The organism is Paenibacillus sp. V4I7, from assembly GCF_030817275.1.
In the GTDB taxonomy this organism is placed as follows: Bacteria; Bacillota; Bacilli; order Paenibacillales; family NBRC-103111; genus Paenibacillus_E.
Window position 1 is genome coordinate 65,672 of the sequence record NZ_JAUSZD010000001.1, and the last position, 18,872, is coordinate 84,543.

An 18,872-nucleotide genomic window follows, 5' to 3' on the forward strand; every position below is an offset into this window, starting at 1 on the left:
ATTTGAGTGATTTACGTTGTATAAAGCAAATTCATTTTTAAAGTATATCGACTCAAAATTGCAAAATGCAAAGAGTAAAAATGCACATATTTGTTTTTTTCATATCAGGTTATATGATAACTGAAACTGTTGATGATATATCAGCCTGGGCCTTACTATTACTATTCTCATTGTCGACTTATCCCCCTTTATCCTCAATATCAAGTTCATCCCCAATAATCAATTCGAAAAAAACAATTCATAAGTTTGGCTGGTACATTGATGGAATGTAGATTTTCCACAAGATCCCCATACTTCAGACAATCCACAATAAAAAATATGAAAAAAACAATTTTTTCAGATGAAAAGAGCGAGATTGTAATGTTAAACAATGTCTAAATTTCAGTCCTCCTGAACCTAGAATGGCTTACAGATGGCATGATCGTGAGGATCACCAGGATATGAATGATACGAAAACCTTATGTGGGCAGCACAAATACCCCAATCCTTTTACAGGTCAGGGGTTAGGCCGATTGAGCAGCCAACGCAAACAATTCGTTTTCAAGGCGGAAGTTCTCATCAACAGCTGGTACGAGAATTAGAGTAGGCAACTTATCTATATCTTCGAGGAAATCATCGACTAGACTCCGTACTTCTCTTTGATAAGAGAGAGATTCCAAACGATGATTTCCCCGTAATGATGTGTAACGGTGGCCGTATTCCTGCTCCAGTTTGAAGTAATCTTCCGGATCCTTGTACGATCGTTTAGCTTGTTTGCGAATTGCTTCAATTCCATTTAGCCATGTCAACCGTTCATCATACTGGTACCGGTGTGGCTTTGATGACGGTGGGACCATGAATCGCTCCCTTATCTTTGGAGCAAGTCGTTCGAATAAAAACTTTGCTTTCTCCTCAGATAGATGGCTAAGGGCATTTGCAAATTCGTTATGCCGTTTCTCTTTCTCGCTCTCATCCCACCCTGGCGAGATGAGTCTATACAGGCCGTGCTGGTCTGCAAGTGCCAAGAGGCGAGCTTTAGTCCGATCACGAACAGCATCATAAACAAGCGGAACTACCTGGTGTGGGTATGCTTCCTTCAGGACAAAGCGCTCGTAAATTGATTTCACCACATATTTTACAACGCCTACGCCCGCGTTACGTAGAACCCGAACCATCTTATTGAATTCAGCCCCCTGTTTGTAGGCAACTAGATCGCCGAGTCCAACACTCTCGAGTTCTCTTTGCAGCAGATTTGCTTTTCGTTTGTATGCGGTCTGTGGTTGGATCGGATCATGGCAGTCTTCATCAAGGGGATGTTCATGAAGTGCTGGATTCACCAAAATGAATACCTTACTGAACGTTTTCCCCTCTTTGCGATAAAAAGCTTTACTGAACAAAGGAGCCTTATCAAATAACTTCTCCTCCGCAAGCCGGCTAATTGCGCTTCGGACATATGAAGTATTTGTGTGTAGGAACCGCTGCAAGTCTTGGTATTGTACGTGCTCACTCTTTGTTGGTACGAAGCAACGGAATGTTGCTTCTACCTTATCTGGATTTACACCTTGTTGAATGTATAGGGACAAGAATAGTTTTTGCTCTCTCAGTGAAAGGCTTGTAAATGCTTTTGAGAAAATAAACGGGTGTGCCTTCATGTGGTTACCGATCCGATCCGTTTCTTCGTTCCGGTAATGATTTAATTCCATGCTATATGTATTAATGCCTTCATCATGTTCAACACGAAGAAGTCCTAGTGTTCTAAACTTTGCAAAAGATGCATAGAATTGTGACAAGCATACCGGTTCTTCAAAATACTCGGTAATCTTATCGTAAACATTGGAGAGTGCAGTGAGATCATGAAAGCGTCCCGCTGTGTTGCAGCACTTCTGCAGGATAATACCTAGTTGTAGATCGGATTGAGTTAGGTGATGAAGGTGATATTCACGAGTTTTTTCCCCACCAACGCGATAAGTGAGACCAGAATCATACTGGAGTTCAATATCAAATAGAGCCTGCATAAAGGTTACAGATAGTCTTATTGGAGTAGTTTGAAGCCCTTGTTCAAGACTGCGTTTATTGGCAAGAAAAAACCTCATGAAATTACACCTCCTTCCCCTTAAATCTATTGAATAGTAAGATCATTTATTGGTATAATAGGTATAGGCAATAAGAAAGCAGGCCCTCAACAATCGATTTTTTTCGAAAGTCGGAGCTTCTGTATAACTTATTCTCTTATTGAGATACCTGGTCCGCTAAACCGATCTCTAACACTCTAAGATCATTCGAGAGTTCGCCAAAACTTCTCGAAATCACCCGAAGCTTCCAATTCGCCAAATTGGAGGCTTTTTGCTTTCTATTTCCTTGAAATGGAAGAAGAAATCTCTTCCATATTTCTGCCTTCTTCGACAATAACAATAGTTTCTATGTGTGTCAAAATGGATGCGTTGTATGTATTTTCGTCCTATGTTGTATATTTCGTCGTATGTTGCATGAAAATTCGTCGTACGTTGTATTTTTCGTCCTATGTTGTATTTTTTTTCGTCCTACGTTGTATATATTCTCGTCTTATGTTGCATATAAATTCGGCATACGTTGTATTTTTTTTCGGCATACGTTGTATTTTTCGGCATACGTTGTATTTTTCGTCTTATGTTGTATGTATTTTCGGCATACGTTGTATATTTTCTCGGTATACGTTGTATTTTTCGTCTTATGTTTTATATTTTCGGTGTTACCATTTTTTTCAAAGTTTCTAACCATCCATAACAGTAGATTTAAGCAAAAATTTATTTTTAAAAAAATAAAAACATCGCTACCGTTGACCTTCTCGCAACATTGTAACGATGTTTGAATTCGTTGTTTCAGACAAGAGCAAGCTGATTGGGATGCGGCGTCACATAAAACATCCAATTTCCTACTTCAAGTTTAACATCGGTTACATTCGTAATGACATCAAGCTCTACTAATTGCTGCAGACCCTTCTTGATGACCTGATAGGCTCTTGATTGGTTATCTCGGCTTACATCAACATAACCTCGAAGAGTTGTAAATTCAAACGTGTAGACATCCTTACGTTCTTTCTTCATTTCATTTAAAACAAAACGATAAAGGCTTTTCGAAACACTTAAAGATAAATCGTTCAACAAATACATATTAATCATGGTGTATTCGCCATTGAGCAAAGATTCCTGAATGTAGTCGTGAAATCGAATTCGTGCGCTAGTGAATTTCTTACCTCTCACAGTTAATGATTGCAGCATTCGATGATAAGAGATCGTTGTCGGATCCTCAAAGCTCTCATCCTTAGCGTCCTCAAAAACTAGGGAAGTGCTATATATATCCATTAAACTTTCTCTGATGGACTCATAATCACCACCGCCTGGCATCGGGGTTTTCATGGCTTCCGCGATTTCACGAATCTCAATATCGAATTCAATTTGTCGTCCTTTCTCCTCCCACAACTTACATAGGCATGAGAATATTTTGGAATCCTGTTCCGTTAAATATGTGCCGCGCTCATTTTTAAAATAGATGGCTCTAAATCCATTGCCCCGCTTCTCGATGAGTACATTCCCAGATGAAATCAATTTATCGAGTGTTTTTTGTTTGGGTTTGTCTACGCTAAAGATTGGATAATCGATATGCTTAGTCAGTAAGGGATGTTCGCCTTTTTTCTGACGCGCTAATTTTTTCTGTACGATGGTGTGTTCAAGCAGCTTCATTTGATACTCAAGAAGCTGGAGATCGTGCAGGTGAATTGCGTCCGGATCTTCCTCAGCCCTTTTGGCGTCTAAAAGCTTATCGTTGAGTTTATTAATTTCTCGACCGATTTGAATATAGGCTTTATCTAGATCAGTAGATATGAAATTTAGAATTTTAGACGACTTCTCATCAATAACTCGTGTAACGAAATCATCAATAATATCTTGAGAACAGCCTTCATCCATTAAGGATTTTTGCTTATCAAAGATTTCAAGACTAAAATTTTCGATTGCATTTAGTAGTCTTTTACTCATTCGAACACGCTCCATACGAATTTTTGTTCCTCTCTCTATTTTATGTCTTGGACACAGATATAACAATGGCAAATGCATCGTTGAGAAAACGAAAAGGATCCAAAAAAAAAAAAATGACAAAATAACCTTTGAAACCAAACGTTTATGGAACTAAGTGGAAACCAAAAAAGGCCCACGAACTCTTTCTCCTAAACGTGGACATAGAAATCCCGTTTGAGATAAAGAGCCCATAGGGCCTTTGACTTGAACAATTAAATGCTAATCTGCTGGTAGTTTAGCATAAATTAGCTAATCTAGCAACCCGGCCCCACGTGGATACAAGTAAGGAGCTTTTATTATCGACATTATTACGAGGTTCTAAGTCGTGTACAAGCTAAAACTATTAGGAAGATTTCATTGATGGTATGCCTTCAGTGTTCAGTAACTTCTTGTAACAAAAATTGATTTCCGCATAAAAGGGGGAGTCATAAGAAATAGTAGCTGCCGCGAGAGAGCTACTACGCTACTTTCATATTCTTTTTCAGTTTAGACTTCAGCAATCTTTCCGTCAGGACTGTTGAAAAAGCGTTGTAAATTGCTGAGATCACTGGTAATAGGAAATCATCGAACAGATCAATTCTTATGTTGTTGAAGAAGTTTTTATCATCGTCAAGATTGATTTGGCAAAACCCTTTCATATTACCTTTCATTGTAGCAGTGAGCAGCCGGAACAATTCTTCTACCTGCCTATTTTTATCACTAAATGATATTTTAACGATGGAGTCGTCATCTATTTCCCCACCTAACGCACGGATTTCTTCTTTGCATTTTTCCAGTTGAGTATCATCAAGATCTTCTTTAATGTGAGCTGCTATTAGTCCGTCAACGTTTTGTTGAACAGTAGCAGACACACGGTATTCTGCATTCTGAAAAATGCTATCATCTATAAATTGTTTAATGTCGGGCATGTCTTCGCTAAATTTCTGAATGAAATGAATGACTTGCGAAAACGTTTCTCTTTCATAGATATCAACGCGAAGAAAAGTTCTGAAAACTGGAACCTCTACATTTGGGTGATCGTCATCTACTGAATAACTTACAGTTGAAAAATTAAGCGAGCAATCGACTGCTTCTCCTAATGTAGATTTAATTTGATGGGCGAATTTTTCAAGCCAACTAATTTGGTTGTATAATACACCAATGCCAACATAGGCATATTTAAAATGCTTAGAGTAAGGGTTTCCATTCTGTCCTTCACAAGAGCTGTCGGTCAAAAAAATGCTTGTCTTATTGATCGCTTCAACAACAGGGAGAATGGCAGGGTCAATTGGAAAATCGATTCCCTGTAGAAACTCAAGCTTGTCCTGATTAGTCACTACAATAGATTTTAGCGGGAAGTAGTTATTGTTTTTCATTTTCTTGCCCTCCTATTATTGTTTTAGCCTCTAAATCTTTCCTAAGAGCCATGACTTTGACCTTCTTTGACCTTTTAATCAAGTTTAACTCATGGCTTAGAATAATTCAAGGAGCGGGGAATATGATAAAAGTGGAGCTGACTTAGCCTTTTTCATTCCTGGTTTCAATTGAAGCTCTTTCCTATTCTGATCCAACCAGTTTCGAGGATCAACTTGCGGTACCACTCATAGCGCATCAACATATATTCACGCACCCTCCATTTTCATAATACGCTCATTCACGCAATATTAACTTCAGATATAAACGAACATACTTGTTCTTCCTCTACTTCTCTTTCCCTTGCCTTTATTCGTTCGATCGCTTTTACATCCTCTTCAGAAAAGACATCAACGCCATGTCCTATTGGATACCACAATGGCGAAAACGATGTTTCGCAGTATCCAGGATGAACAGGTAGGAAAGAGAACTACTCATCCCTAAAGCGATTCGTCAAAGAAATGCCGAGATAGGTAGACCAACTAGTCTACTAATTTCCGTTAGTAGTTTTTATTCCCCCGATGTTCGAAAGTGATTACTCATATTAAAAAGTGCGATAGCATCTTGTACATTGTCTAAAGTTATAAGATCTATAGATAAATTAGCCTGTGACGGTTCATCAAAATATGTGCCTATGTAATTAATACCAAAATAATTCTTGATGCGTCTTTCCATGTCTTCTTTGTATTTTGGTTTCCCAAATTTATAGATGATTCTGTTATGTTTAAGATCAATTGCAACATGACTTGTGCTTTTTCTCTTTTTGCGATATTCCATAGTACGTGGATCCGCTGTATTGTAAAATTCAGGATTGAATCCCTGTGAGATAAAATGATTATGCAAGCATCTAACGATCTCTTCTTTCATACCAAATCGTGCAAAAAATGATTCATGATCAGCTATTATACCGAGGGATTCTAACCTAGCGAATTCCAGGAAATTTTTTAGGAGATAATGATTCTTGCTCCCTTCAAACGCCATACTCATTTGATCCTGGAAGAAAGTTAAAACTTCATCCCAAGTTAGGGTTGCGTGGCTTTCTAGCTTTGATGCATTACATATCCCATAGTGACCAGTAAGTTGGTCCTCATCTAGAGTATTTGCAGCTATTTTCACTTCCAGAAGTATAACTTTTTTGATTTCTTTGAAGCAGAAATATGCATCAGGTCTTCCACCCGCTTTCTTCGAAGTGGAAGGATCAATCTTTCCGTCTCTACTTAATCCAATAACGATCGCTTGATCCACATCAAAAGGTAGCTTTTCACACTCCAGGCCCATTGTAACCGATTCATGAGAAAGTGATTGACTTTTCCAAATAAAATTAGCAAATTGTGAAGCGAGTGCGGTTTCTTCAAGGATATGAACCATTAGCTCAGTTATCCGATTTTCGCGTGCTCGAGCTTGCAACATGAATGGATTCGTACGTGATATATGAATACCCCCTTAAAAGGAAGATGGATTAATAACTCAGGCCGATTATTTGTCACCCGATAGTATTTGTTCTTAAAACATAAGGCATCATGTACACCGCCTATTCATTTTGATACATAATTGATAAACCATCTGCAAAAGGGAACACCAAAAAAAAGCAAAATCGATACGCCTATAATCATGTAAAGGATGAAATTTCCTATTTGTTCCCAATATACCGGAGTCATTTATGTACACCTCTTTCAAATTATACTAACGTCATCGTTCAGGTAGATTACTTAAAAAGTCAATTGCTCCCTGTAGCGTCTCCACTGGTACAATTATCATTTTCGAATGGATCCTTGCAGCTGTATCTATTGCTTCTTTCTCATTTGAGTTTTCATAGGTGATATCTTTCCAACGCGCAATCGGGTAATATTTCGGAACAAAAAAGATATCGACCTTTTCACGATCAGCGGTCTTAATTTTCAGATCTATTGAACCAATTGGACCGACCTTTCCATCAAGTTCCATCGTCCCTGTACCGGCAATTTTATATCCCTTTGTCAGACTTCTATCGCTGATCCTTTGAACTAGATTAAGAGCGTGCATGAGTCCCGCTGAATTACCGGCAGTATGATAATCATATTTAAACAACTCATTAATTAAATATGCATGATTTGTATCTGTAATAGAATCTCTAACGGAAATTCCAGTTATAAACTGGTCCCCGGTCTTTTCCGTATAAGTAAAGGGAATCTCTTGTTTATTCCCCTCTCTTAGAACAGTAAATACATGTCTATCCCCATACTGGAGATTCCATGTTTTTTTTAACGAAACATATTCGTGTAAACTGTTCACCTCAACACCGTCAATAGATAATATAATATCGTTAATATCAAATGAATTTTTGTTTTCGTGAAGCTTCGGATCATAAGATTGAATCGTAGGTTTGACTTCAATATCGAAAGAATACAACTCCCGTTTCGCAGAAACCAGGCTATGTAGCACCATTTCGGCATAAGTGTCATATTGATCCAATATATCCTCTTGCAGCCCCGGAGCGGTTAATGTGCTTGTTTTGAGTGATGGGGATCTGCCTTGAAGTTGAAACAACAATACTTCGCACAGTAAGCTCAGCACGTTTTTAGGATTAGTTGTGTAAACGCTCGTCGCATAAATGGGAGGAAGATTATTGTCAAATGGTTTGCCACTATATTTTTCCCAGCCCTGTCTGTCAAGATAACTATCCGTCTCAGATAGTTCACCTACTGCGTAAATGGTTTTATCGTTCGCAGGTACAAAGTACAATATAGTCATCGTTATTAGAATAAGAAAGACTGTGACTGCAACTCTAGTCATTACTTGAAACGCTGTTATTCTTATTAATTTATTAACTATCGCAACAAACACCCCCAAACACCTAATATTGCAAAAAAAGATAGTGATCGTAGAATTAGCGAAAAAAAGAACTCCCTGACCTCTCTCCCTAGTTGTTACTAAACAGGCATGATCCAAACAACTTGTTTATCCGGATACTCTGTATTAATAGCCTTTTTGGCGTCTTTAAGATCCCCACGTACACGAAAATCTATGATTACTATAGGAACATTCTCTGAATCTCTTAACCCTGCTTTATAATCTATAAAATCCGAAAACGTGTCTACTGAATTTTTTTTAATTGGTGTACGGTTCAGATATTGGTTAAGAGAAGGACGAGCAGCTGCTAACGGCTCCCTATAATCAAGATGTTCTTTGGCTGGCCACAGTTTATTCTGGACTGTAAGATAACCTGTCCCATTTTCAATGTTAACTATTCTGATTCTATCTGAAGGCTCGAGCGACATTCTGCTTCTGAACTTAGTTGGTATATATAGATTGCCGGCAGCTGTGATTTTGTATGAATCATTTATTTCATCTGTAAGTGCTTTACGTATACATGTATCGCCTTCTTCTGAATAAAAGAAAACAACACTGTCTAATCCTTTGATAAGACCTAACTGATGCAGAATTGCTTTAGTAAATGAAACCATCATGACGAAAATCTCCTTCTATCATATCGATATAGCAGTTGCTAATTTCAAGGATTTTGTTTTGATCTTTTTCTTCGCTTATAGGTATCACTGCCGTAATACATTCCGTAGACTCTTTCATGCACAATGTTATGAATGCCTGATTTTATGATCAGACCACAATCGATAAAAGACTGCAATTTGGCTGGCTGCCCTTCTTTAGAAAGACAATCTCGTTTAACAGTACCCCGAGACAACTTAAATTTGTTTTCAAAATCACTTGCGACAAGAAAACTGGTACTAAGGGATCTGCAGTTCGGACATACCTTCAACTCTCCCACTATCCGAACATCCTTTTCTGCATACTGCCGTTCACATAGACCACATCTATGCGGAAATTGAGTTTCTCCACCACGCAGGCTAAGAATTCTTTCTTCCAGGCCGGCTAGCTTTTTATCAAGTACGAAAACAAAGCCTTTAACTTCGTGATCCACTTGATCAAGCGTTAAAATAAATTCTTTTAACTCTTTCGTCTGTTGATAGCTAGTTACAAAATGGTCCAATACATTCATACTTTTAACACCACTCAATTCGATTTAAGGTAAAGTAGGATGGTATTTTCTCAATCAAGATGGAAATGTCGATACTAAGAAGCTCTCTACGCTCACAAACAACGCCAGGAATTGGGTGTAACTTCCCAACTGATGTCCCATGCTTATTCTATAATTAGGTTTGTTATCAACCATTCTGTTCTATTAACATTATTCCGACAATCACTTTCAAAAACATCGTCGTATTTTTCGAAAGATACATCCTTCCAACCTGCATACTTTCCACTATATTCCTGTAAGCCTTCATTCTTAATCCGCAAGAAAAAGTAGCCCCCCATCACACTTGACTGAGCAATGATTTTTCCATTCAGCAACTCTTTTTTAGCGTCTGGCCATTCCACAGTTATTTCATTTCCCTCATTATCATGAAGTGTTTCAAATGGATGTAAATCAAAAATCAATCCCTTTTTGGATCTTTTAAAGGTTTTCTCCATAGCATCTTCGCCTTTGTTAATTAATCTTTCCTTCATCGTTAATCCCCCCTGAGAAACACAATAGCGTATTCAACCATATTTTTCGAAGAGCCTTAATAGTCCAGCTCAATTATGCCTATTTCCCCATCCAGCGAACTCGAAGTAAGAACGACAATATTAATATGCTAACCCACCACACCACACCACACATATTTCCATTATACATTAATTAAATCGGGATTAAAAGATAAAAAACGGGATTAAACACCCCCGTGGAACATTGCTTATAACCCCCTAAATAAAAAGAGGGAGGTCGTGAAATACGCAAAGTGTTGATCTGACAAGGCTTATTTAGGGTTATCAGTACCTAAATTCTGAATTCTCGTGAAAATGTTCCACAGAATCACAAAATGACCAGATTTGAGATAGTTATCTGGCCCAAGAAAGTAATAAGACTGCCATCGTCAGTCTTTTCTAAATCAGCCAAGTTTTTATTTTTGGACTTACAAATATGCCTAATAATGATGATATCTTTGATAAATTGCTGTTGCTGCCTCGTTTCCTGACTGAACGAACCGGGGGATCCGAACAAGTTGTTTTGTTTTAAAATTTTATTGCAATAGACCAAGTTTTCTGATCATGCTATGCTTTTATTAGAGAATAATGGTATTGATGATTCCTGCTCGGCATTGGTTGGAGTTTGTAGAAACTGAAAGACAAATAAAAGTACAATAAAGCAATCAATAAAAATACTATGTTATGAGGATGCAATATGAAATTAATTGATTTAGAAAAGTTAGAGGTAGCTTTAGCAGAGGATAGAATCGGATTTCAAGAAGTTGCTGATCAATTATTTAATAAGAGTACAAAACCTTGGCAAACCGCAGAATGGAAGAAAAGAAGAGAAGAATTATTGAAGGATCATTGCGAACAATGCAACAAAAAAGAAGGAACAAAGGTTATTCAACACTTTTGGCATCCACAAGATTATTCAAGTATTCAATATCCGATTGTAGGTAGATATATAGATGAATATTTCGATAGATTTCTAATTGAAAATAATTTACTTATAAGTGAGTTGACTGAAAAACGTTGGGTTGAGGAAGCAGAAGAGAAACAACTGTGTCCTAATTGTTCTTCGATTAATTTTACCGAAAGAAAAACAAAGACACCGAGATACAGATGCAATAAATGTAAAGATGAATTTGATGAACCAGTTATCGGTAAACTTATAGGCTTATCAACCAAAGACGATTTTCAAAGTGGCTTTGCCAGGAAATTTATTAATGAGAAGATATGGCAGACATTCGAAGAAAAAATTAGAAAAGAAGCTATATTAGAAAGTATTAGCCAGCATAAGAAATATATTTCCTTTGAAGGGACTAAAACATATTGTAGTAAATGCGCTTTCTTATGGGATAAAAAAGGGATGAAACTTTGTGATAAGTGTAAAACCAAATACCACAACAAAGGTAGAACCGAGTGTTCAGAATGCAGATGAAAAGATTCTCTATAATGGGGAAAGCATGATTGTTAAATGCTTACTAGGACTAAAAGACTCATCCATTATGAGATTGGAGGAAACTAAAAATGTCGCATGAGGACGAAATTAATGAAGAACAAAAACTATTTTAAAACGGATTTTAAAATCAATTGCTTGACAAAGAGATTGCCCTATTGGAAAAATTTCTCGGTGAAACACAAGAGTTATTAGAATCACAAGGAAAACTATCTGAAACTAAATTAGCTAAGGCATTGGAATTTATGGAGTATACGTTTCTTCATGATCTACTGGACGAAATGGGTGAACGTAAGTTGAATTAAAGCTCTTTAGCCAATATGGTTAAAGGAAAGAAAGTTAGATTTCTGAGGGAGTGTAAATAGGATTGAAGACAGAAATGGGAGAATTAATTGTAGGTGCTTACCTTAAACAAATTGAAGGATGCGATTTTGTTGAATATAACGCACGACCAAGAGGCGGGGGAATTAAAGGTTTAGATGAATTAGACGTAATAGGCATGAATTTTGCCACTAATACAGCCTACTTGTGTGAAGTCACAACACATCTCCTAGGAGCTTTGTATGTTGATAATAAAACTACGGTTGAAAAGATATCTTCAAAACATCTAAAACAAAAGGAATACGCTGAAACATATTTAAAAAACTTTGAGAACATTCGCTTCATGTTCTGGAGTCCATATGTTCCAATTGGGTACATAACCAGAGGTTTGGAGACTTTGCCTGATTTAGAATTAATTATTAATAAAGAATATACTAGTAAAATTAATGAACTTAAGTTCTTGGCAAGAAAAACTACAAATGATTCAGGCAATGATTTCTTTAGAGCCTTACAGATTATTGAGCATTTAAAATAAAATAGCCGATTTCATCCCCAAGTAACATAGGAAGTTAAAGCGAAATTAAAGTAATAGGTCCTTCTTCGAAACAACATCATTGAAAAGGGTATTTGGCTTTTCGAATTTTTAAGCCTCAGACTTCGAAAAATATAATCGAAACAGAGGCAGCAGAATATGAAATAAAGTCATATAATGCCGTTGTTTTATTGAACTATCGTATCCGTTAGTTTAACGACAAGAGCAAGTTTCCGAGGCGTCCCTCTCTCAGGTATCTTTTCCGCTATCGACCCCAAGCCTTAGCTTTGCGATCAGCGAGTGAAACACCAATAAACGCCCCACAATGTTAAACAAAACCTATTTTTGCTTTGATTCTGTTATGTTAAAAGTCCCCGTTCCCTTATTAATATGGTTTCCTTCGAGCCAATCCACTTCTACCGATACAGGTATATTAATCGGCAGTTCTAATTCGGATAACGTTATCTTTTCATTCGGATCTAATTTTGAAACAACGGTTTTTGAATCGGCTTTTACAGTCTTACCTGAAAGCTTTTCTTTTGTATCCACTCGATAATATATAACTACACTTTCAACAGGAACACTCCCTGTATACATAAATTCAATATCGTAACCCTGTTGTCCTAGAGTATTGATTTTTGGAATCATCACTAATTTCCAATTTTCTAAGCCATTTTGATTCGTAAATGCTGTATCGACGGAGAGAATTTTAGAATCTTTATTATCATTATTTTTTGAACAACCCACAATAAATATGATACATGCCATTATGATCAAAGATTTTCTCATTACATCATCACCTCTTTTTTCTTATACGAAAAATAAGTAAAATTGTTTCATTTTTCCAAATTCAAATACGAGTTGAGAATGAGCAAATCTTCCCATTAGCTGAGAACAGTGCTACCACGTGGCAGCCCTTTCGGTGTTAAACTAACGTTCTTCGTTAGCTGAACGCCCCGCATGTATATCTAATGGTAAGGGTTAACAGTTTTTTGAGCAATCCATTATGGCTAAGTTGGCTTGGCACAATTAAAAAAACAACTAGGAGCGATGTAACAAAAAATACTATTTACTTACTGATGGTATCTTGTTAATCTATATACATAGAATTACAAAGTATATGGAGGTGGCATAATTGCAAAAAGAAATGCTTAAAGGTTACATAGATGCTATTATTCTTTCAGTTCTGAGTAATGGGGATGCTTACGGTTATGAAATTACTAAAATCGTAAACGAAAGAACCCAAGGTCTTTTTGAGTTGAAAGAAGGTACTCTTTATCCAGCATTGAAACGCTTAGAAGCTAATTCATATATTGATGGCTACTGGGACGAGAAAACTACTCCTAGAAGGAGATACTATAAGATTGGTGAAAAAGGCAAAAAAAAGTTGGATGAGAGCAGATTATCATGGCAACAAAATACAAGTATTATTAACATGTTCTTAGGAGGATTATCTGATGCAAAGAGTAAGACAATTCTTGGAACAAATTTTGCAATATAGTTTTTTATCAAAACGCGAAAAAGCAGAGTGGCAAGAAGAAATGGAATCTCATATAAACAGTTCAGCTTTATCTTTAAAGGAAAAAGAGGGCATGGGAGAAGAAGAAGCTGTAAAAAAGGCAATAACAAAATTCGGTGAGCCAGAGCAACTCAGAAAGCAAATAACTAAAGAGATGTTTGGATTAGATATCAAATTAATTGGTATTATATCTGCGTGCTTTCTCATTTTGTTTATATTTTCCGCAATCGCACTCCCTAGTCTAAGGGTATTATCACCCTCCTTGATGCTTGCACTGTTACTTAGTGTTGTTACCCTAATAAAAACAAGAAAACGGATTGACCGTATTCTCATACCTGTTGCATTTACCCCATTTATCATAGCTTATTTAACAAATATTTTATTTCCTCATGAAACATTCAATTGGTATTTATCATTTTCTATAACATATTGGTATCCAATGAACCTATTTGGAGCTATATTCCTAGCCTTGTTTGGTCTTGGATTGTATTTTGTAACAAGAAATCAGTTTATAAGTTTGCTACCGTTAATATTTTCTGTATGTTACAATGTATGGCACTTAGTCAGGCATTCCATAAAGTTTCTCTATTGGTCGGCAACGGATTCACCAATTATTGCGAAGTATGGATTTAGATTCCTATCTACTACAGCTGATAAGCAACTTATAGATTTGTTAATAAGACTTTTAATGATTGTATTCCTCATAACCATAATTCAAGTATTTAATAGATATGTCATAAGAAAGGCTTCACCTGTCACTTGAATAAGTTTCAACTTGGTTCATTCCTTTCATGTCATTAGTTAAGAGACGTCAAAGAATATTCTAACGTTATGCCCAAGACCGCCGCTTTATATGGCGGTCTCTTATTTAAGAAAACAATAACTATTATGTTAAACTGCCCGTTTACTTCAACAGACAAAGGCAGCCGATCGTGTGCCGGCTGCCTTCATGGCTTGATTGAACTATAGTTTCCCGTTAGCGTAACGCGGCTGCCATTCCACGATGACTGCCTGGACAAACATATCACATTTTTCTGACATTAGCTCGAACAAACAAACCGTAATCCGTTTTACTCGAGAGGATGCGATCTTTGACCGAAAGAAAGTTTTTGACGTTTAGAATCATTTTGTCCGAAGCTTTTCAATAACAGAGAATATCTTCTCCTCGATCCCTTCTCTACCGGTAATCGAAAGTAACTCAAATCGAGTAAACAATGTCTCCGTGAGCCACCAATACGTATTTTCAGGCTTCTCCTTACGCATTGTCCCCCGCGTGAAACCATCCTCGGTCTCTTCAAATATCATGTACTCTTTGTTTCGAGTCCCCAATGCTCATTTACCGCTGGCAGCTTCCCCCATCCAGTTAATGTCTTGTACACATATTTCACCACTGTAAGAGTGGGGAATGAATACCCTTCGTCGGACAATGTGACGTCTACACCATAGATCGGCCCGTTGTGTAACCCACCTGAGCCAGGAATCTCTGGATCCTCTTTTAGTTGGTACAGCTTAATAAACCCGCCGACCATCCATCCAGTAATATCGTTATCAGATTTATACCGGAGAAATCTCGGGGTAATAGTGACAAACCCCGCTCGGTTCGCGATTTCATCTAGGTCTTTAAACATCCGAGATAAATTTTCATACGTCCGCTGGATTACCTTGACTGCATTCGTTATATTCTCACCGGTATTCATACGCTTGTCCCTCCTGAATTGGTAAGGATAAATAACTATAACCTTTATTGTATTCATAATACTTGTTTGCATTTACGGATACCGAAACAGCATCGAAACCATTAAACATCTCGAACCCTTTTTTCCTCAGTAGGTCAATGATATCTTCAGTTGCCAAGCACTGATAACGATCCGCCGGCGGTTGTGCTTCTTCAAGTGCGTGTAATACATTTTCCCATGTAAGTAAACCAAAGAAGACTTCGTCCCGTATAAGTTTCCTTCGTACAACGTCTTGATACACTGTGACGCCAATATCAGCCGGTGCCACGAATAATAGCATGCTCCCTTTCCCCAATTTGGGGGCATCACCCAGGAGCGACTGGTACCTAGCCAACTGATTGTCGCTCTCCATCCATACCTCGCTGTCTGACAAATCCATATCGTCGTCTGAGGAAAGACCGCTCCTGTATTTTACCTCTATCCCAATCATAAGCTTCGGGGCTTCGATGATCAGGTCAATTTCTCCGTTTGCATGACGCGGCCAGAAGTAATAAATAAGCTTACAGTCATCAGAAATCTCTCCCAATGCCGATCGAACGGTATCACGATGTGATTCGTTTTCAAAATACGCTTGTGATAAGATCGGCTGCAGCCCCATTGTATATGGAACATACCTCAATGTTCCGAACACGTTCCCGGTGAGCTGATCCTCCAGTCTCTCGTGGAGATTACTACCGGTAGAAGATATCTTGTTGTGGATTTCAGCAATCATCATTTTGTCCCCCATCGGCAGTAGCCTAATATCTAACGAAGCTGATTATAGCAGAAATTCCCTGATGCCGGTTTTGTCAGGGGATAAATGTTCGTTTTACATTCTACTGGCGTTCCCCGTCTACCCTTTTCGCTTTTGCTCCACACTACTCACCCTTAATCTTGAACTAGGTATTCAACAAACATTTTCAAAATAAATTATTTATTCCATCCTTGTGAATCATTTCACACCTTAAATATATTAAAATAACTGTCTTGACATCTTGTAGTACCATATCGAAATCGTTAGGAACTTCTAACCAGAAACTAAGTTCATGTCATTTTGAGCTAGTCAATTACAACCACAAATTTAATTCCGGCCCATTTGCGAAGACCTTTCTTAAACAACTGCTTTTTTTTCATGGCAGTTCATTTAGCCAAGCAAACTCTCCAAAAAGCTCAATAGCCTTAGTGTTGTATGCTTTTGCAGCATCTATGTCAGTTTCAAATGTCCCTAAATTATAACGCTTATTATCTTTACCTATAGACGCGATCCATCTTCCTCGTCGCTTCGAAACCCCTTTGTAATTAGAATACCTTTTATTCTTGCTTACTTTTCGATTAAAAACAATTTGTTGTCTATTTGCAATTTTTAAATTCTTTTTTCTGTAATCATGCTTACCCTTTTCGATAAAAGACACGCACGTACCAACTGGTGGATGCATGATTAAATTATGCATTAATATTTCTGTTCTTTCCCCGTGAGTTATTATTGTTGTACTCGCATAGCCAGCACCATCAATACGCCAAGTATACTGCTTTAAAATATCATAATCATCGATATCTACTTTAGCATTAACTTCTAAACTCAAAGGAATCCATCTAAAATCAGATTCATTATTTGCGCTATTTAATTCATGCATAAGATTTTTCTTATCGTTCTCTTTTCTTGAGCAGCCACAACTAGCACTTATTCCAGACTTTAAATTACTCGATCTAACAGAAATTTTCATTCCGCAATCGCATTTGCACAACCACATAGGTTTTAGAGAATTTCTTTGCAATTGTGTTTCAAAATCCCTTTCCAAAACGGTGAGCTTTCCAAATTGTTTATTGGTTAAGTCTACAAGCTTTGGCATTAGAAACGCCCACTTTCGATTAAGTTCGTTTCATTTTATTAGATATTCTCAACCGATAGAGCAGGTTGAATTAGCTCTGTAACCACAACTGCGTATTTTGTGGGTAGTTTTATGTCGTTTGACTCTGATCCCTACAACAAAGCCAGATCAATAAGGGCCTTACGTAAATCATGTGGGATTGGATTTAGATTTCGATTTGGCCCCAGCACCATTCGAGCTTTTGCTCGAATCTGTTCAAGGGTGGGTTTTGTGATACTGGATTTCCTTGGGCTTAAAATTGAATGAATTCGCCTAGCTTCCGCAGCCGTCATCTCCAACGTTATCTTCTCGACCAAGGAAGCGATCTCCACAGCAGGCAAGCCAAAGACCTTGGTTGAGGCGGTTGTAACGGATCGGGGTTGTAAAGCAGTTGTAGGTACAGTTGTAGGAGCTCGTCGTGTAAGGTTAGCCGCAAGCTCCCTCTGACGTTTCATTCTCTCCTCATACTCAGCCGCCTCCTCCCTCTTTCGCTTTAAAGCTTCCAGTCGATCAGCCTCACGTTCTGCAATAGCCGCCTGTTCAGCCTCATACTGATGGGTTAGCCGCTCAAGACATGCCCTCATATCTTCTGTTTCATCTAACCCCCACCACTGGAATTCGTCCAACTTTTCGGAAAGGGATGTTGCTTTCTCCAAAGAGATAGACGCTCGGTGGATATGGTACCCAAATTTCTTGTTTGTCGGAATGAACCTTTCTATCCATGCGCGACCCTCACTCGGGTCTATATAAGCGAGGCTAAATACATCCTGCGCTTCCGGAGTGAGACGTTGCTCACCAAATGACTTTACCCCGAACATCTCACGGAGAACAAAGGATGCATCAAATGTTTCATAAAATTCCTTCACAAAAGCGCTCCACTGTTGGTCAACACTTGATTGAATTTTCATCTGAGATTCAGCTAAGTAGAGTGATACGATGGAACGATCAGGTACATCAGCGATCCAATCGGCATTTATAAAATAAAATGGCCTGAAGCCGGCTGCCTGGTACGTAGATGTACGTTTAGAAATGTAATTATTATACGTGTTGTCCTCACGTTTGCCAGTCACATAATCTACCGACCATTTGGTGCCATTCGGAAACGTCAATATGAAGTCAGGTACAATCTTAAGGGCCGAACGATACATATACCCTTCTTGAAGAATAACACCGCGAGGTTTCAATTGCCCCTCGAGATAGGCACGAAGGATGGTACGACCTACTCGATGCGTAAGAGTGTTCTCGCCACTTCGAATCCGGTGAATATATTTAGTGTAGTTCTCTGCACTGGGACACCGGTCTCCATGATGCCGAAAATGAGGGGATTCTTCTCGAAGAACAAGCCTTACAGGTTGATTGCAGCAAAGGCATACAAATGCATCCTTCTGGGAATGGATGCGGTATTTGTCTTCTAAGGAACGAACGATAGTTTCTCTGGAAGATCCATCTGTAGCCTGCTTAAACCATTCTTCTGCGATATTAATTTCCTGATAAACAAGTTTGGCGATCTCCATATGGTTCTCCCGAGA

Annotated in this window: 18 protein-coding genes; 5 read left to right on the forward strand and 13 right to left on the reverse strand. The window is 38.0% G+C overall.

The genetic code is table 11. The annotated features are described in order from the left end of the window. Positions 1-503: 503 nt before the first annotated feature. From QFZ80_RS00330 to QFZ80_RS00365, 8 genes are all read right to left on the reverse strand, one after another. A complete protein-coding gene (locus QFZ80_RS00330; RefSeq protein ID WP_307544392.1) occupies positions 504-2,072 on the reverse strand; it encodes a hypothetical protein in 1,569 nt (522 codons plus the stop codon). 765 nt (positions 2,073-2,837) lie between these two features. Further along, positions 2,838-3,992 (reverse strand): hypothetical protein, encoded by a 1,155-nt coding sequence (locus QFZ80_RS00335; protein WP_307544391.1) that lies wholly within the window; start codon positions 3,990-3,992, stop codon positions 2,838-2,840. Between the two features lie 497 nt (positions 3,993-4,489). Then, positions 4,490-5,386 carry a hypothetical protein gene (locus QFZ80_RS00340; protein ID WP_307556811.1) on the reverse strand — a complete coding sequence of 299 codons (897 nt, stop codon included), beginning with the start codon at positions 5,384-5,386 and terminating at the stop codon, positions 4,490-4,492. A 547-nt stretch (positions 5,387-5,933) separates the two neighbouring features. Then, the gene (locus tag QFZ80_RS00345) at positions 5,934-6,791 is read right to left on the reverse strand and encodes a hypothetical protein (protein WP_307544386.1); all 858 of its coding nucleotides are present in this window, start codon (positions 6,789-6,791) and stop codon (positions 5,934-5,936) included. A 321-nt stretch (positions 6,792-7,112) separates the two neighbouring features. Then, entirely contained in the window at positions 7,113-8,246 is a 1,134-nt protein-coding gene (locus QFZ80_RS00350; protein ID WP_307544385.1) for a PDZ domain-containing protein, read from the reverse strand. 86 nt (positions 8,247-8,332) lie between these two features. Next, positions 8,333-8,869 (reverse strand): hypothetical protein, encoded by a 537-nt coding sequence (locus QFZ80_RS00355; RefSeq protein ID WP_307544382.1) that lies wholly within the window; start codon positions 8,867-8,869, stop codon positions 8,333-8,335. Between the two features lie 44 nt (positions 8,870-8,913). Further along, positions 8,914-9,417, reverse strand: coding sequence for a hypothetical protein (locus QFZ80_RS00360; RefSeq protein ID WP_307544380.1), 504 nt, complete (start codon positions 9,415-9,417; stop codon positions 8,914-8,916). 143 nt (positions 9,418-9,560) lie between these two features. After that, positions 9,561-9,926 (reverse strand): hypothetical protein, encoded by a 366-nt coding sequence (locus tag QFZ80_RS00365; protein WP_307544378.1) that lies wholly within the window; start codon positions 9,924-9,926, stop codon positions 9,561-9,563. Between the two features lie 715 nt (positions 9,927-10,641). Here QFZ80_RS00365 and QFZ80_RS00370 point away from each other — a divergent pair. The 3 genes from QFZ80_RS00370 to QFZ80_RS00380 all read left to right on the forward strand — a co-directional run bounded on the left by QFZ80_RS00370 (position 10,642) and on the right by QFZ80_RS00380 (position 12,244). Continuing rightward, the gene (locus QFZ80_RS00370; RefSeq protein WP_307544376.1) at positions 10,642-11,370 is read left to right on the forward strand and encodes a hypothetical protein; all 729 of its coding nucleotides are present in this window, start codon (positions 10,642-10,644) and stop codon (positions 11,368-11,370) included. Positions 11,371-11,546: 176 nt separating this feature from the next. Beyond that, positions 11,547-11,693: a hypothetical protein gene (locus tag QFZ80_RS00375; RefSeq protein WP_307544374.1), complete on the forward strand. Its 147-nt coding sequence runs from the start codon at positions 11,547-11,549 to the stop codon at positions 11,691-11,693. Between the two features lie 62 nt (positions 11,694-11,755). After that, complete coding sequence (locus tag QFZ80_RS00380; RefSeq protein WP_307544372.1) at positions 11,756-12,244, forward strand: hypothetical protein; 489 nt, start codon at positions 11,756-11,758, stop codon at positions 12,242-12,244. A gap of 336 nt (positions 12,245-12,580) precedes the next feature. Here QFZ80_RS00380 and QFZ80_RS00385 read toward each other — a convergent pair whose 3' ends face one another. Continuing rightward, complete coding sequence (locus QFZ80_RS00385; RefSeq protein WP_307544369.1) at positions 12,581-13,030, reverse strand: hypothetical protein; 450 nt, start codon at positions 13,028-13,030, stop codon at positions 12,581-12,583. A gap of 346 nt (positions 13,031-13,376) precedes the next feature. Between QFZ80_RS00385 and QFZ80_RS00390 the strand changes: the two genes are divergently transcribed. Together QFZ80_RS00390 and QFZ80_RS00395 are read left to right on the forward strand one after the other, a co-directional pair. Then, entirely contained in the window at positions 13,377-13,742 is a 366-nt protein-coding gene (locus tag QFZ80_RS00390) for a PadR family transcriptional regulator (protein ID WP_307544368.1), read from the forward strand. Then, positions 13,699-14,523 carry a permease prefix domain 1-containing protein gene (locus QFZ80_RS00395; RefSeq protein ID WP_307544366.1) on the forward strand — a complete coding sequence of 275 codons (825 nt, stop codon included), beginning with the start codon at positions 13,699-13,701 and terminating at the stop codon, positions 14,521-14,523. The genes QFZ80_RS00390 and QFZ80_RS00395 overlap by 44 nt, the downstream gene beginning before the upstream one ends. 538 nt (positions 14,524-15,061) lie before the next feature. Here QFZ80_RS00395 and QFZ80_RS00400 read toward each other — a convergent pair. The 4 genes from QFZ80_RS00400 to QFZ80_RS00415 all read right to left on the reverse strand — a co-directional run bounded on the left by QFZ80_RS00400 (position 15,062) and on the right by QFZ80_RS00415 (position 18,857). Next, the gene (locus QFZ80_RS00400) at positions 15,062-15,457 is read right to left on the reverse strand and encodes a hypothetical protein (protein WP_307544365.1); all 396 of its coding nucleotides are present in this window, start codon (positions 15,455-15,457) and stop codon (positions 15,062-15,064) included. Next, the gene (locus QFZ80_RS00405; RefSeq protein ID WP_307544363.1) at positions 15,444-16,211 is read right to left on the reverse strand and encodes a hypothetical protein; all 768 of its coding nucleotides are present in this window, start codon (positions 16,209-16,211) and stop codon (positions 15,444-15,446) included. Before QFZ80_RS00405 ends, QFZ80_RS00400 begins: the two co-directional genes overlap by 14 nt. A 394-nt stretch (positions 16,212-16,605) precedes the next feature. Beyond that, on the reverse strand, positions 16,606-17,325 hold the full coding sequence (locus tag QFZ80_RS00410) for an AP2 domain-containing protein (protein WP_307544361.1): 720 nt from the start codon (positions 17,323-17,325) through the stop codon (positions 16,606-16,608). A 131-nt stretch (positions 17,326-17,456) separates the two neighbouring features. Next, a complete protein-coding gene (locus tag QFZ80_RS00415; protein WP_307544359.1) occupies positions 17,457-18,857 on the reverse strand; it encodes a hypothetical protein in 1,401 nt (466 codons plus the stop codon). Between the last annotated feature and the right edge of the window lie 15 nt (positions 18,858-18,872).

Bases quoted from the DNA above. Each gene is read 5' to 3' on its own strand.
- QFZ80_RS00330 (WP_307544392.1), bottom strand. From the start codon at position 2,072: ATGAGGTTTTTTCTTGCCAATAAACGCAGTCTTGAACAAGGGCTTCAA.
- QFZ80_RS00335 (WP_307544391.1), bottom strand. From the start codon at position 3,992: ATGAGTAAAAGACTACTAAATGCAATCGAAAATTTTAGTCTTGAAATC.
- QFZ80_RS00340 (WP_307556811.1), bottom strand. From the start codon at position 5,386: ATGAAAAACAATAACTACTTCCCGCTAAAATCTATTGTAGTGACTAAT.
- QFZ80_RS00345 (WP_307544386.1), bottom strand. From the start codon at position 6,791: ATGGTTCATATCCTTGAAGAAACCGCACTCGCTTCACAATTTGCTAAT.
- QFZ80_RS00355 (WP_307544382.1), bottom strand. From the start codon at position 8,869: ATGATGGTTTCATTTACTAAAGCAATTCTGCATCAGTTAGGTCTTATC.
- QFZ80_RS00360 (WP_307544380.1), bottom strand. From the start codon at position 9,417: ATGAATGTATTGGACCATTTTGTAACTAGCTATCAACAGACGAAAGAG.
- QFZ80_RS00365 (WP_307544378.1), bottom strand. From the start codon at position 9,926: ATGAAGGAAAGATTAATTAACAAAGGCGAAGATGCTATGGAGAAAACC.
- QFZ80_RS00370 (WP_307544376.1), top strand. From the start codon at position 10,642: ATGAAATTAATTGATTTAGAAAAGTTAGAGGTAGCTTTAGCAGAGGAT.
- QFZ80_RS00385 (WP_307544369.1), bottom strand. From the start codon at position 13,030: ATGAGAAAATCTTTGATCATAATGGCATGTATCATATTTATTGTGGGT.
- QFZ80_RS00395 (WP_307544366.1), top strand. From the start codon at position 13,699: ATGCAAAGAGTAAGACAATTCTTGGAACAAATTTTGCAATATAGTTTT.
- QFZ80_RS00400 (WP_307544365.1), bottom strand. From the start codon at position 15,457: ATGAATACCGGTGAGAATATAACGAATGCAGTCAAGGTAATCCAGCGG.
- QFZ80_RS00405 (WP_307544363.1), bottom strand. From the start codon at position 16,211: ATGATGATTGCTGAAATCCACAACAAGATATCTTCTACCGGTAGTAAT.
- QFZ80_RS00410 (WP_307544361.1), bottom strand. From the start codon at position 17,325: ATGCCAAAGCTTGTAGACTTAACCAATAAACAATTTGGAAAGCTCACC.
- QFZ80_RS00415 (WP_307544359.1), bottom strand. From the start codon at position 18,857: ATGGAGATCGCCAAACTTGTTTATCAGGAAATTAATATCGCAGAAGAA.